The organism is Chryseobacterium piperi (genome assembly GCF_002285635.2).
Classification (GTDB): domain Bacteria; phylum Bacteroidota; class Bacteroidia; order Flavobacteriales; family Weeksellaceae; genus Chryseobacterium; species Chryseobacterium piperi.
The window spans coordinates 1344990-1358363 of the sequence record NZ_CP023049.2; the positions used below are offsets into that span (position 1 = coordinate 1344990).

General features: G+C 35.8%; 11 protein-coding genes and 1 pseudogene. 3 read left to right on the forward strand and 9 right to left on the reverse strand.

The window, feature by feature from the left end; translation table 11 throughout:
- Nucleotides 1-118: 118 nt before the first annotated feature.
- From CJF12_RS05960 to CJF12_RS05975, 3 genes are all read right to left on the reverse strand, one after another.
- Nucleotides 119-748 carry a hypothetical protein gene (locus CJF12_RS05960; protein ID WP_034687543.1) on the reverse strand — a complete coding sequence of 210 codons (630 nt, stop codon included), beginning with the start codon at nt 746-748 and terminating at the stop codon, nt 119-121.
- A 235-nt stretch (nt 749-983) separates the two neighbouring features.
- Nucleotides 984-1193: a hypothetical protein gene (locus CJF12_RS05965; RefSeq protein WP_034687544.1), complete on the reverse strand. Its 210-nt coding sequence runs from the start codon at nt 1191-1193 to the stop codon at nt 984-986.
- A 965-nt stretch (nt 1194-2158) separates the two neighbouring features.
- A complete protein-coding gene (locus CJF12_RS05975; protein WP_034687549.1) occupies nt 2159-3736 on the reverse strand; it encodes a Na+/H+ antiporter in 1578 nt (525 codons plus the stop codon).
- A gap of 332 nt (nt 3737-4068) precedes the next feature.
- Here CJF12_RS05975 and CJF12_RS05980 point away from each other — a divergent pair, with 332 nt between their 5' ends.
- Together CJF12_RS05980 and CJF12_RS05985 are read left to right on the forward strand one after the other, a co-directional pair.
- Complete coding sequence (locus tag CJF12_RS05980; RefSeq protein ID WP_228379127.1) at nt 4069-5280, forward strand: MFS transporter; 1212 nt, start codon at nt 4069-4071, stop codon at nt 5278-5280.
- 165 nt (nt 5281-5445) lie between these two features.
- On the forward strand, nt 5446-5850 hold the full coding sequence (locus CJF12_RS05985; RefSeq protein WP_034687551.1) for a hypothetical protein: 405 nt from the start codon (nt 5446-5448) through the stop codon (nt 5848-5850).
- Between the two features lie 219 nt (nt 5851-6069).
- On the opposite strand, the gene CJF12_RS05990 is transcribed toward CJF12_RS05985, so the two are convergent.
- From CJF12_RS05990 to CJF12_RS06000, 3 genes and pseudogenes are all read right to left on the reverse strand, one after another.
- Nucleotides 6070-7470, reverse strand: coding sequence for an alkaline phosphatase (locus CJF12_RS05990; protein ID WP_034687553.1), 1401 nt, complete (start codon nt 7468-7470; stop codon nt 6070-6072).
- 96 nt (nt 7471-7566) lie between these two features.
- A pseudogene (locus tag CJF12_RS05995) lies at nt 7567-8774 on the reverse strand (GTP-binding protein).
- Nucleotides 8775-8778: 4 nt separating this feature from the next.
- Nucleotides 8779-9117 carry a MerC domain-containing protein gene (locus CJF12_RS06000; RefSeq protein WP_034687555.1) on the reverse strand — a complete coding sequence of 113 codons (339 nt, stop codon included), beginning with the start codon at nt 9115-9117 and terminating at the stop codon, nt 8779-8781.
- A 207-nt stretch (nt 9118-9324) separates the two neighbouring features.
- Here CJF12_RS06000 and CJF12_RS06005 point away from each other — a divergent pair, with 207 nt between their 5' ends.
- Entirely contained in the window at nt 9325-9708 is a 384-nt protein-coding gene (locus CJF12_RS06005) for a Fur family transcriptional regulator (protein ID WP_034687557.1), read from the forward strand.
- Nucleotides 9709-9718: 10 nt separating this feature from the next.
- Here CJF12_RS06005 and CJF12_RS06010 read toward each other — a convergent pair whose 3' ends face one another.
- Genes CJF12_RS06010 through CJF12_RS06020 form a run of 3 tightly spaced genes read right to left on the reverse strand, consistent with a single transcriptional unit; the run spans nt 9719 to nt 13370 of the window.
- Entirely contained in the window at nt 9719-10885 is a 1167-nt protein-coding gene (locus tag CJF12_RS06010; RefSeq protein WP_034687559.1) for a MalY/PatB family protein, read from the reverse strand.
- A complete protein-coding gene (locus CJF12_RS06015; protein WP_034687561.1) occupies nt 10882-12450 on the reverse strand; it encodes an ABC transporter permease/substrate-binding protein in 1569 nt (522 codons plus the stop codon). Before CJF12_RS06015 ends, CJF12_RS06010 begins: the two co-directional genes overlap by 4 nt.
- Nucleotides 12447-13370 carry an ABC transporter ATP-binding protein gene (locus CJF12_RS06020; RefSeq protein WP_034687575.1) on the reverse strand — a complete coding sequence of 308 codons (924 nt, stop codon included), beginning with the start codon at nt 13368-13370 and terminating at the stop codon, nt 12447-12449. The genes CJF12_RS06015 and CJF12_RS06020 overlap by 4 nt, the downstream gene beginning before the upstream one ends.
- Nucleotides 13371-13374 lie beyond the last annotated feature (4 nt).

Below are 13374 nucleotides of genomic sequence, written 5' to 3' on the forward strand. Positions count from 1 at the left end.
TGCAACTATTAGGAAAGCGAAAGCTTTCCTTTTTGCATAAAAAAGGCTATCTCTTTTGAGACAGCCTCTTTTAATTTATAATGACTACAGTCATTATACTATATTATTATATAAGGTATTAATTAATTCTGGTAAACGTCGCCCGGTAAGTCCTGGAAACATTTCCATTATTGATTACATTAATAGTTCCTGCTGAAGGCATCGTCAGGGTATAATCCAAAGCAGTTGAATTCCCTCCGTCAGCACACCCAGGCTTACCACTCCAGGTGACTACAGTAGTCGTCCTATTGGTCTCGGTAAATGTTGGTGTTTTAGAAGATCCACTGCTAAAAAGCCCATTGGTTCCTACGATTGAAAAATTATTATTAAAAGGGAAAGTAAAAGCAAGGTATTCTGCATAAGTATTATAACCACAATTATTTCCAACAGTAACGAAAACTTTATACAAGGCACGTTCAACCAAACTGTCAACCAATGTTTCCGTAGCACCAGATGCAACATCAACAGAAACAGATACAAGCTCTCCATAAGTTGATGAATTCGAAGCTTTAACCAGAACCCCATTAGCATCAGAATACACAGGCGTTATGGCTGCAGACCCTGCAACCTGCTCCATTGTCCTTACCCTCATATTCCCCGCGACATCTAAACTAGCTTCAGGTGATGTCGTATTAATCCCCACCTGTGCATTTGTTTTAAACTGAAACGCTGAAATAGCAATTACAACTAATAATGTTACTTTCTTCATATAAAAAAAATTAAATTCTCAACATTGTGAATTATTATAAAAAATAATTGCAAATATAATAAAATAATTACTATACGAATGGGCTGGATTTTGCAATACACCATATCCTCCCCCCACATAAGCGGCGAAATAAATATATGAGGCTAATTCCTTTAGAGGTATTAAGCTTTAAGAAAGTAAGTCGATTATCATTCTATTTGTCAATGAATCAAATGTTACAAAGTATTAAAAGTATCTAACATTTCCTGAAACTCTTAGATATAGAAATTTCCGAGGCTTTTTTGTCTTTGAATTTAATGGATAAAATGATTCTTTTTCCTATCCAGGTTCTTCCCAATTCATAAGTCCAGATATCACTTTTAAAATAATTAAAACCATCTCCTATTTCCTGGGTAATTTCATGACGGGTCTTCCCAAGCAAGTGGTTAAATTTTTCTTTCATCATTGTGTAAGTGTTTTGTGTTGTGTTGGGGGTTAATTATCAAAAAAGAGACCAGACTGTCAAACAACATTCTGGCCTCCACACAAAGACAAATATTTAACCTTAAAATAGTTAAAATTTTAACTAAAATATAATTAAAATACGATTTTATTTCATAAAAAACTTAATTACACAATATAAATTAAGGCTGAAAAAAATTTTATAGGGAACTAAACAATTTCAGCCTTAAACATTTGTACTTTTAGAAAAGTATATCTAAATAGTATGCTTTTTGATTAAAATCATCCTTCTAAAAATGATCTTGTTTTGACTAACAAAAGCAACCGTGCAAAAATAGAACACTTAAAGCTTAAAATAAAATATTTTCTATAGAATAAAAATCACAATACATAGAAATAATTCTATAAAAAACCAGATTTTATAAGTGATAAAAAATAGCATGACTCATTAAATCAAAATATTTAAAACGACATTACACCTTATAATTTTAGAAAAAAAAATAATCAGACACCTAAACATATTAAAAAAAAAACACCATTTTTTTAAACAATCCAAGTATTTTGGTTAAGTTTTTGAAATGAAAAAATTAAACTATTATTAAGCTATTAGTTTAAAAATTTCAAAATAACTAAAAACTATTTCCGGATTATGATTTTTGAAGATAACTCACAGGATAAACATAATTTATCGTTCATTAAAAACGTAATTAATTTTTATGGTGATCAATCACTGATATTAAATTCGCTTCAAAAAATAAAGCAATGTACTTTATGCGACATGAAGAGAAAAATGATTGACAAATATATTAAAGAATACCTCCTTCATTTAAATCAATATACAAAAAACGAAGAATCTCAATCAGTACCTGAGCATTACAAACTGTCGTCGGCTTACGCGAGAGAATCTTATAATAAGGTTTTGCAGGAGGAAAAATACCTACAAAACCTCTTATCTATACTTACTATTGATTAATGTGCATATTTGATTCTCTCTTCTTCAAGGTCAATTCTCATCATATGCTTTCTTATCAGATCTTCATCGAATTCTTTATGGTGATTCTGATCTATGAGTAATAAGCGCTGCTGGTTTAAAACGTCGAGATAAGCCAGCTTTACTTCAGGAGATACCTGAATATTGGACTCGTCGTCTATTTTTTCCTTCCATTTACTATGTATACTTCTCAAAAAAGGACTTTTTTCCAGAATATCACCATAATGTTCAGTAAGATATTCCAACGTATGTTTAGCCATCATTTTCCTGATAACCTCATCAGCTTCTTCATCGGATAAATAATCATCGAAAGATGGCATATTAACTTTCCTAATTAAAAAAGGAAGTGTAAGCCCTTGCACAAGAAGAGTGGTCAATATAACAATAAACGTGATAAACAAAATAAGGTTTCTTTGTGGGAAATCCGGACCACCAGGGTATAACTGGGTGGGAATCGAAAGTGCAGCAGCCAGAGACACTACCCCTCGCATTCCTGTCCATCCCATAATAATCGGCGCTTTAAATCCTGGACTTCTGGTATCAGCAACCCTGATATAATTTCGGGCAATGAGCGTAATAATTACGGCTCCATAAGCAGACAAAAGTCTCACCACAATCAGTACTCCGGTAATCAGCAACCCATAACCAATCGCTGCAGAAAGACTAACTCCTTCTAATCCAGAAGTAATTTCAGGCAGGTCCAGTCCTATTAGCAAGAAAACAAGACCGTTGAGTACAAAAGCAAAGCTTTGCCAAACATTAATCCCCCGCAGTCTTGATGATGCACTTAAGATACGGTGCCGGTGGTTAGATAAAAGCAAACCTCCACTGACCACAGACAAAACTCCGGAGCTATGAACCTCTTCTGCTGCGATATACATAATATAAGGGGCTACAATTGTCAGAATAGTATCCATATTGGCATCCGTAGGAAGATTTTTGTGTATTTTCATAAAGATCCATCCTATTAACAGACCTATGCCTACTCCACCCACAACCATCCAGGAGAAACTAAATACAGCTTCATGCCATATGAATTGACCGGTAGCTACTGCTACCATTGCAAAACGAAGTATAATTAGCGAGGACGCATCATTCAAAAGACTTTCACCTTCTAAAATGGAAGCCATCCTTTTCGGTACTTTTACAAACTTGAGAATCGCTCCTGCACTAACAGCATCAGGAGGAGAAACAATTCCACCTAATAAAAATCCTAGTGCCAAAGAAAATCCCGGAATAAAATAATTGGCGACAAAAGCCACAGACATGGCGGTAAGGAAAACGACTACGAAAGCAAAGCTCCCAATAATACGTCTCCATTTCCATAATTCTTTCCATGAAATAGACCAGGCTGCTTCATACAGCAAAGGAGGAAGGAAAATAATAAAAATTAATTCTGGATCAATTTTCATTGCCGGAACCCCCGGAATAAAACTAATCAGCAAGCCTGCAATAACAAGCAATACAGGATAAGCGACTTTTATTTTGTTTGCCAGCATAACCAGCAGTACAATAGCCACAATAAGGGATAAATAGAATGGGAAATTCTCTATCATTTGTTCGATGTTTTTAGTAATGCAATGATAGTGATTTACAGACTTTTAATCAATAAGAAATCACTATTAATAATAAAACACTACAATATAAAAAATTGAATTAATTTTAATCTTAAAAACATATTATTTAACAAATTTCATTCTAATTCTCTATAAAAACAAGAGAACACCTATTGATACAGTATCAACTTCAGTACATCGATATCATAAGCTCATTAATATAAAAAAAAACACCTATTAGTCAGTTTTAACGATTGATATTATCGAAAATAATCATTTTTTAGATTAAAAATTTATCAGGAACTTTGTATAGTCAATTCTTAGATATATTAATGGAACAGATCAACAATACTATAAATCCGGCTGATAAAGCAGTTAAAAATAGTCAGCGTTTTAAATATATCAAATTATGTATTTTCCTTTCCGGATTATCTGTATTTGCTCAACTTTATCTTTTTCAACCATTGCTTCCCATTGTTGCAGATCATTTTCATAGCAGTGTCGGAGACAGCTCATTGCTGGTTTCCTCTTCCACAATAGGAATGGCAGCTGGCCTTTTATTCTTTGCTTTTAATGCGGACAGCTACTCCAGGAAAAAATTAATGACATTTTCTTTAGTATCTTCTGCACTCCTCACCATTATATCAACATGGATTCCTAGTCTTACATTATTGATCTTTATAGGGGTTTTAAAAGGATTCGTTATTTCAGGAGTTTCAGCGGTAGCACTTGCTTATCTTACAGAAGAAGTTCACACTTCCGTTGTTGCTTTAGCTATCAGCATGTATCTCAGCGGGAATACTATTGGCGGAATGAGTGGGAGAATTCTGGCAACAGTACTGGCAGGAGAACTGGGATGGAGAACTGCCGTTTTGATTATCGGGATTGAAAGCCTCATACTAGGAATTATATTCTGGAAATTATTTCCGGATTCAAAATTCTTCAATCCTCAAAAAGTAGATTATCATCTGAAGATAAAACAGATGCAAAAGTTTCTCACCGATCCGTATACGCTCCGCCTCTATCTTATTGCAGCATTGCTGATGGGTACTTTTGTAAGTGTATACAATTATCTTACTTTTCGTCTGGAAGCTCCCCCTTTTTCTCTTAATCATTTTTACATTGCTTTCATATTTCTGATGTATACCTTTGGTGTTTTTGGGACCATGCTTACAAGCCGGTTGTCAAAGAGAATGGAACAGAAAAGTATTTTAAAAGGAGCCATTCTTTTTATGCTGGGAGGAATTTCTTTACTACTGTCTGAAAATATCTATATTGTTATTTTTGGATTAGGCTTATTTACTCTTTCCTTTTTTGCTGCTCATACCATGGCAAGTCAGATGACCACCCTTCGGGCAAAAGAAGGAAAATCTTCAGCGACATCCATTTACTGGCTCTTTTATTATTTTGGCTCAAGTATTCTGGGAAGTGGCACCGGATATTTGCTTCATGGTACTTCCTGGACTTTTTTTATTCTATTTCTTATTTTCTCTATTCTTATTGCTTTTTCGCTTACTTATCATAAAATTCATCACAATTCATAATTTTACATCAATAAATGTTATTAATTTACATAAATAACTAATAATTAATGTAAATACAACTATTATATTAACATATATTTATATAAAATATATTCTGTAAGGCATAGTATTTGCAACTATATATTATACCACATCATACTTTCTTTAACCTTAACACTAAATATTATGAACGTTGCAGATCTTAAAATTAGAAATTTAGTCGAGTACAAAAATCAAATTTTCACGATTACGGAAATATTTCAAAATAATGAAAAAGATTATTTTGTTAAACTTGAAAATGATATTCATAGTATTTCTGCCCCGGCAAATTCAATTAGCCCTATTCAGATTACTGAAGAGTGGTTAGAAAAATTCGGTTTTTCAAGAACATACAGTTCTGATCAAAGGATTCGGTACGAGCGTCCCGAAGAGTTTATTAAATACGACTTTGATTTAAGTCCTAAAAAAATTCTGGAAGGCCTGAAAATATACGGAAATTCAATCCGGTGTAAATACATCCATGAATTTCAAAATATATTTTCGAGTCTGTGCGGAAAAGAGGCTAATACGCTCATTAACGTCCGGTCTTAAAATTTGAAGGTTAAAACAACTATAGGAAGAAGCTGTCTCACTTTTGAGACAGCTTCTTTTTTTATGCAAGCAAAAAGCAGATACCCATTGGATTCGTGGTATCTGTATTTGAATATTTTAAAACAAGAAGCCTTTAAACAATGTTTAAAGACTTCTCCACCACTGAAATATAAATATGAAAAAATATTTTAAAAGGAATGATTAATAATCATTTGATTTTTACCGATCCAATTCGGTCGCTTCCAGCATTAAATAATGCAGTTCTGTATTTTTTACAAAAGGTTTTAGCAGTTCACTTCCTGGACCAAACATAGCCAGTTCTACGTAATCCCCGGAATGATCCATACTGATCCACCCGACAGAATTATGGTTTTTCTGAATTTCCGAATAGAGTTTAAAGGGAAGCTTTTTATAGTTATACAATCCATCTTCTTTTTCCAGACTGTTATAGAAACTTAAAAGATGCTTTGCTTCATCATTGGCAAGACTCAACTTATTGGTCTCATAAATCCAATCTTTAATCTGCTGAAGATTAAAATCGGGATGAATGGCATTCAGGATATATTCATTCGTAAATCTGTAATCAGAAATTGAATTGAATTTTTTTGTGGAGTCAACCCCGTAGATTGTTCCAGGATTTGCGTTACCATGATCTGTGGTAATAATGACTAATGTATTTTTATCTTTTTCCGCAAAGTCAACAGCAACTTTCACTGCTTCCTCGAAAGCAATTTGGTCGTGAATGAGGGCGCTAACATCATTGGCATGAGCTGACCAGTCTACTTTTCCTCCTTCAATCTGAAGGACAAAACCTTCTTTATGATCTTTCATCTGATTTATAGCTGCTTTCGACATTTCAGCAAGCGTCGGTGTGCTTTGCAAGTCAACAGTGTTGGACCTGTCTATAGCATAAGGTAATGCCCCTGTACTGAAAATACCCAGCACCTTTTTACCTTTCTCAATGTTCTGCAGAGCCGATCGGTCTTTCAGAATCTGATATCCTTTTTGTCGGTACAGTCCATAGACATCCTTTTTATCTTCTCTTTTTGCAGGGTTAAAGAATTCGTCACCACCTCCCATCATAACATCAAACCCAATATGAGCATACATTTTTGCTATTTCAGGTTCGGCATTTCTACTGGCTGAGTTTACACAAAATCCCGCCGGTGTAGCATGCGTAATGGTTACAGTGGTTACACAGCCTGTTTTCTTGCCTGCTTTTTGGAATTTTTGCCAGATAGGCATGTACTTTTCTCCATTAGCTCCGATATTTAGAACTCCATTTTTTACCCGGAATCCACCTCCGAATGAGGAGCTTGCAGCCGCGGAATCCGTAACGATTGAGCTTGCCGATGCAGTATCCATTAATGCTCTTGATACTTTGTTTTCAAGATAAAGATTGATCCAATATCCATTTCTACCCAGAATATTCTGAGAATACAAATTAGCCATTGCCAAGGTTCCGGAACTCATCCCATCACTAACCATGAAGATAATATTTTTGGCTTTCCTCTTCCCTTTCGGCAGTACATCAGCCGTGTTGGCTAAAAGATCAATGGGATTAATAGCCAATATTCCGGAAAGCAGTGCCGAACCTTTTAGAAACTTCCGTCTGTCCATCTTTTACTAGAATTTTGCATTACAATAATACTTATTAAACTCAAATAACGAAACATTGTTGCATTAATTAATTATGAATTAAATTTTAATGCAACCTCAAATATTTTCAGGAAAAGGATCCTGAAAATGTATTCCATTCTCAAACACACTTTTCTCATCATCAGTCAAAAGGCAGCTTTCAAGATCACCCAACATTTTTTCTTTATCCAGATCCTGTCCTATAAAAACCAGTTCATTCACCCGGTCACCCCAGTCTTTATCCCATCTGCTTTCTATAAATTCCTGATTTTGTATAAAAGACGGATATTGTACACGATGATTGAGTGGCATACTGCACCACCACACCCCTGCTTTTTCTAACCTGAAAGAACCCCCTGCTTGCGAAAAATTCAATGCATCATCGGATCTGGAAGCCAGCCAAAATAGGCCTTTCGCCCGCAATACTCCCTGCGGATATTCATTATTGAGATAGTCCCATAATCGTACAGGATGAAAAGGCTTTTTATTTCTGAACACGAATGATCCAATTCCATACTCTTCTGTTTCAGGAGTGTGATGGCTCCCCTGCAGTTCTTTTTGCCAACCGGCAGACTGCTGTGCTTCTTCAAAATCAAATAAATGGGTATTCATAATTTCTGAAGGATTAACTTTTCCGAATTCCGAAAACAGGATTTTCGCAACAGGATTTAATTTTTTGATGGCTGCTTTCAAAAAATTGACCGTTTCAGCATCTACCATGTCTGTCTTGTTGAGAACAATTACATTAGCAAACTCAATCTGATCAGTTAAAAGATTGACAATTGTCCGGAAATCGCCTTCTATATCCGTAAGCTCCCGATCCATTAATAATTCATTAGAACCGAAGTCCCTGGAAAAATTATAGCAGTCTACCACAGTTACCATCGTATCTACATAACTGAAAGAAGAAAGGTCAATCCCATTTTCGTCATCCACATAGCTGAAAGTTTGCGCTACGGGAATAGGCTCACTAATCCCCGTACTTTCTATGAGCAGGTAATCAAAACGCATTCCTTTGCCAGCCGTTCTACTTCCATCATCAGATCTTCCCTCAACGTACAGCAGATGCAGCCATTACTCATCTCTACCAATTTTTCTTCTGTTCTGGAAAGGGTATTTTGATTTTCAATAAGACGTGCATCAATATTAACCTCACTCATATCGTTAACGATTACAGCTACTTTCAATCCCTCTTTATTATGTAAAATATGGTTTAACAAAGTGGTCTTTCCTGCTCCAAGAAAACCACTGAGAACTGTCACCGGTAATTTTTTGTCTACAATCATCAGATTAATGTTTATGGTGTTTGAAATTAATGATATGTCCGGCAATCAGTCCAGCTGCCCCAAGATAGATCAAAGGAACATGGATTTCATAAATCAGGTCAAGTGCTACCGAAATAGAAATTAAAATAATTGACATCCAGAAAAGCCATTTCAACCAACGAACTGAAGTTTGCTTTGTCACTCTGTACACCACTACCACACCAATCAAAAGAAAGCCAAGATCGACATAAGGGTTATGAGAAATTCCTAGTGGAATAACCATTAAAAGAGGAAAAATAATACAATGAATAAGGCATAAAACCGCTGCAGAAATTCCTATTGCATCTAAAATCTTTGATTTCATAATCTTTTATATTTGAACATTCCATCGCTAATTTGTAAAATTGTAAATCAAGTAAGAGTACTTATCATTCTGTAAGGTTGGATCCCTTAATACTCTTAACTGAATACGAAATCTTACAATACCTATTTAAGTTTTGAAATACTTATTGTAACTTTGTTGCAAAAGTATATATAAATTTTAATAAACGCAACTTTGTTGCAATAATTCATGAAACAAGTCAGAAATACCCACGCAAAAACAGAGATATTGAATATTATCAACAACTCTGAGAACGCATTGTCACATACAGCTATACAAGAAAAAATAGGTGATTTATGCAACCGTGTTACGATCTACCGAGTCTTGGATCGATTGGAAGAGGAAGGAAAAATCCACAAGATCGTTAATGTTGATGGTGTTGTCAATTATGCCAAATGTCATCACTGTGAAGAAAACAATCATTCACATAACCACATTCATTTCAATTGTGAAAAGTGTCAATCGGTTACCTGCATAGAAAATATTGTCCCTGAAATTTCATTGCCGAAAAATTTCATTGCCAAAAGCTATAATTTTGTAGTAAGCGGAATTTGTCCTAAATGTATCAACTAATCAGAATCATTTATTCTTCTCCCTTAATGTATCTTTTTAAGCGCTGAAGTCCATCTTCCAGCATTGTTCTGGGACAGGCAATATTGATCCTGAGAAATCCTTCTCCTGAACTTCCATATATACTCCCGGCATTAAGCCAGAGCTTTTCTTTTTTAAGCAATGATTGAGAAAGGTCATCAGATTTCTCTCCCATAAAATTACAGTCCAGCCATACAAGATAGGTGGCCTCTAAAGGACTTACTGTAATTTCCGGTATATATTTTTTGCAAAACTCAACCAGATACAGGTAATTATCATACAGATATTCTTTTAAATCTTCCATCCAGCTACGCCCATATTTATAAGCAGCAATCAATGCCTCTGCCGCAAAGGGGTTAACAGATTCTGTTTCCTGCATGATCAGTACTTTTTCAATCTTTTTGAGTATTTCTTCATCTTTACTGATGGCATAAGCTACTGACAAACTGGATATATTGAATGTTTTGCAAGGTGACCCGCAAGTTACCGATTTCAGATCCAAATTCTCTGCAACAGAAGCAAAAGAGATATGACGATGGCCATTATAAACAAGATCCGCATGGATCTCATCCGAAACTACCATCACCTGATATTTCGAACAAATCAATGCTATTTTTTCCAGTTCCTCTTTGGTCCAGACTCTTCCAACAGGATTATGAGGGTTACATAAAAGCAACATTTTCGTTTTCGGATCAGAGGCTTTTCGTTCAAAATCCTCAAAATCGATCTGATAGCTTCCATTGGAATACATCAAATGATTTTCAACAGCATTACAGCCACAATTCTCAATAAGTGTATAGAAATGATTGTAGACAGGAGACTGCACTAAAATCTGATCTCCGGGCTGGAGATAGGCTCTTATAACAGCCGAAATGGTGGGTATCATTCCAGGAACCGGCAACAGCCACTCTTTTTTCAAAACGATCTGATGGCTTAGTTTCCACCAATCTATTATTGCATCATAAAAAGCAGCAGGAATCGTATTATAGCCAAACACTCCCTGAGCAGCTCTATCTGAAAGTGCTTTTATAATTTCAGGAGGTGTTTTAAAATCCATATCAGCCACCCACATCGGTAAAACATCAGCATCTTCTATCATATCCCATTTTATGGAATCAGTACCTCTTCTTGGTATTATTTCATCAAAATTGTGTTTCATTTAAGACTATCTAAATAATGTTTCAAGTCGGAAATACTTTTTATTTGTAATTGTCCGGCTTGTTCTTTGCGCATCATTAAAGCGTAGGAATTATTAAAGCCCAACGGCTTTAGCCATTCCATACCATATTGTTTTTTAAATTCAGCATCCACATATTCAAAGGTTTCCTCTGCGCTTTGAGTCACTTTTTTTATAGTGGATTCATTAGGTTTTAAAAGGACTAAAAGTCCGGTTCCGGTATATTCCGGATAAAAATCAATAGCATCATTGACTAACGCATCGAAACAAATTTTAGTACCTCCCAAACCTGTTTTAGTTTCTACTTTATAATCTGTATATCCTTCAATCAGCATTTTATACATTTCAGCCAGGATATACTGTTCTCCAAAAATTTTTGATCCTATCCGTATAGTTCCACCACTCCTTTTCCCCGGATTTTTCAGGAGATTATTTTGTTTTAAAAAATCTTTAGCAATTTTCTCGGGCGTCTGATGAAGATAGTCCGACCGATAATTAAGATCCGTCATGATGGAATCATTAAACTTCCCTGCTAACAAATTTAAAGTTTCCTTCAATTTAGGAAAATTATTTAATGTTTTTGTTTTAATAACCGGCGCTGCAAAATAAGGAGGAAATATTTTTTTATCATCATCCAATACATATAAGTCAAAAGCCTTAATACGTCCGTCAGTAGAATATCCGCTGATTAAATCCAGCTCTTTATCATAAGCGGCTTTATACATGATAGCGTCACTTACTATGAGCGGTTTTACATTAAGCCCATACACTGTCCTTAAACCAATATCTCCATCTTGCCTACCCATAAACTCCGGAGTAAAACCAGCTTTCAATTTATGCTCAGATGAAGTGTTGAATACATAGATTCCACCAACAACGATCAGTATAACAGGGATGACATAAGCTATTTTTCGGAGACTTCCATATCCTGATTTCTGTAGTACTGCAATCAGTTGATCCAATATAATGGCAAGCAATGCCGCCGGAATAGCTCCGGCAAGAATCATATTGGTATTATTAAGTGAAATTCCTCCAAATATAAATTCTCCCAACCCTCCTGCTGCTACAAAGGAAGCCAGCGTAGCTACTCCCACATTAATTACAGCTGCTGTTCTGATACCTGCAATAATCACAGGCATAGCCAAAGGAAGTTCCACTTTAAAAAGTAATTGCCTCCGGCTCATTCCCATTGCTTTTGCTGCTTCTACTACTGCTGGGTCTACTCCTGTAATCCCGGTATAGGTATTTCTGATTATTGGCAAAAGCGCATAGATTAATAATGCTACAATAGCAGGAGTCGCTCCGATTCCAAAAGCCGGAATCATAAAGCCCAGTAAGGCGATACTCGGCACCGTCTGCAAAATTCCCGCTGTTCCTAATACAGGATTTGCTAATATCTTTTTCCTGGCTATCAGTATTCCCAATGGAAGCCCAACAAGGATCGCCAATAATAATGACACAAAGGTCAGTCCAAGATGTTGTATAACTTGAGTCAGGAGCTTATCCTGTTGTTCGGCAATAAACTGCCAAAGATTTTGCTGTGTCATCCTATCTCCATTTTTCTGTATTGATTGAAAGCCATGGTCAGGGTTTCATATCGATCATTATTCTGATGGTCAGCACTTAATTTTTGAAGCGCATCCCAGACACTTAAATTTTCTGTCATATTCCATCCGGTTTCCGGTTTTTGCCCTTCTGAAAGAAATGGACGGATATTTTCCAGAGTCGCCACTTTATATTCCAGTAAAAGGCGATTCTCTGCAAAAAAGTTTCTTACAAAGTCATTCTCCGGTCGGTACAGCATTTCTTTTGGAGTTCCGATCTGAACAATTTTACCTTTATCCATCAGACAGATGCGATGCCCCAGTTCAAAAGCCTCCTGTACATCATGGGTAACCAGAATAATTGTTTTGTTTTTAAGTTCTTCTAAAGATTTAAATTCCGAATGGATATCTGCTTTGGTGATATTGTCCAGCGCTCCAAATGGCTCATCCATTAATAGTATTGGGGTATCGGCAATCAATGCTCTTGCAATTCCAACCCTCTGTTGCTGACCTCCACTCAGTTCCTGAGGAAAACGTGAAAGAAGTTCTTCCGGTAAATGGAGCTTATGAAGCAGTTCTTCTGTTCTCTTTTGAATATCTTTTTTATTCCATTTCAGCAATTCAGGAACCACAGCTATGTTTTGCCGTATTGTATAATGAGGAAATAAACCGGCATGTTGCATTACGAAACCAATGTGCATCCTAAGCTGCTCCAGAGGCTTATCCCGGATATTTTCACCATCAATCCATATATCTCCCGAATCTGCTTCTATCAAGCGGTTAATCATTTTCAGCGTTGTTGTCTTTCCGCAGCCACTGGTTCCTAAAAGCACCAATATCTCCTGATCATTCGCCTCAAAGGAAATATGATCTACCGCAATTCTTTCGTCAAAACTTTTAGTAATCGATTCTACTTTAATCATAGGC

Coding starts and splice junctions, on each gene's coding strand:
- CJF12_RS05960 (WP_034687543.1), bottom strand. CDS start 748: ATGAAGAAAGTAACATTATTAGTTGTAATTGCTATTTCAGCGTTTCAG.
- CJF12_RS05965 (WP_034687544.1), bottom strand. CDS start 1,193: ATGATGAAAGAAAAATTTAACCACTTGCTTGGGAAGACCCGTCATGAA.
- CJF12_RS05975 (WP_034687549.1), bottom strand. CDS start 3,736: ATGATAGAGAATTTCCCATTCTATTTATCCCTTATTGTGGCTATTGTA.
- CJF12_RS05980 (WP_228379127.1), top strand. CDS start 4,069: ATGGAACAGATCAACAATACTATAAATCCGGCTGATAAAGCAGTTAAA.
- CJF12_RS05985 (WP_034687551.1), top strand. CDS start 5,446: ATGAACGTTGCAGATCTTAAAATTAGAAATTTAGTCGAGTACAAAAAT.
- CJF12_RS05990 (WP_034687553.1), bottom strand. CDS start 7,470: ATGGACAGACGGAAGTTTCTAAAAGGTTCGGCACTGCTTTCCGGAATA.
- CJF12_RS06000 (WP_034687555.1), bottom strand. CDS start 9,117: ATGAAATCAAAGATTTTAGATGCAATAGGAATTTCTGCAGCGGTTTTA.
- CJF12_RS06005 (WP_034687557.1), top strand. CDS start 9,325: ATGAAACAAGTCAGAAATACCCACGCAAAAACAGAGATATTGAATATT.
- CJF12_RS06010 (WP_034687559.1), bottom strand. CDS start 10,885: ATGAAACACAATTTTGATGAAATAATACCAAGAAGAGGTACTGATTCC.
- CJF12_RS06015 (WP_034687561.1), bottom strand. CDS start 12,450: ATGACACAGCAAAATCTTTGGCAGTTTATTGCCGAACAACAGGATAAG.
- CJF12_RS06020 (WP_034687575.1), bottom strand. CDS start 13,370: ATGATTAAAGTAGAATCGATTACTAAAAGTTTTGACGAAAGAATTGCG.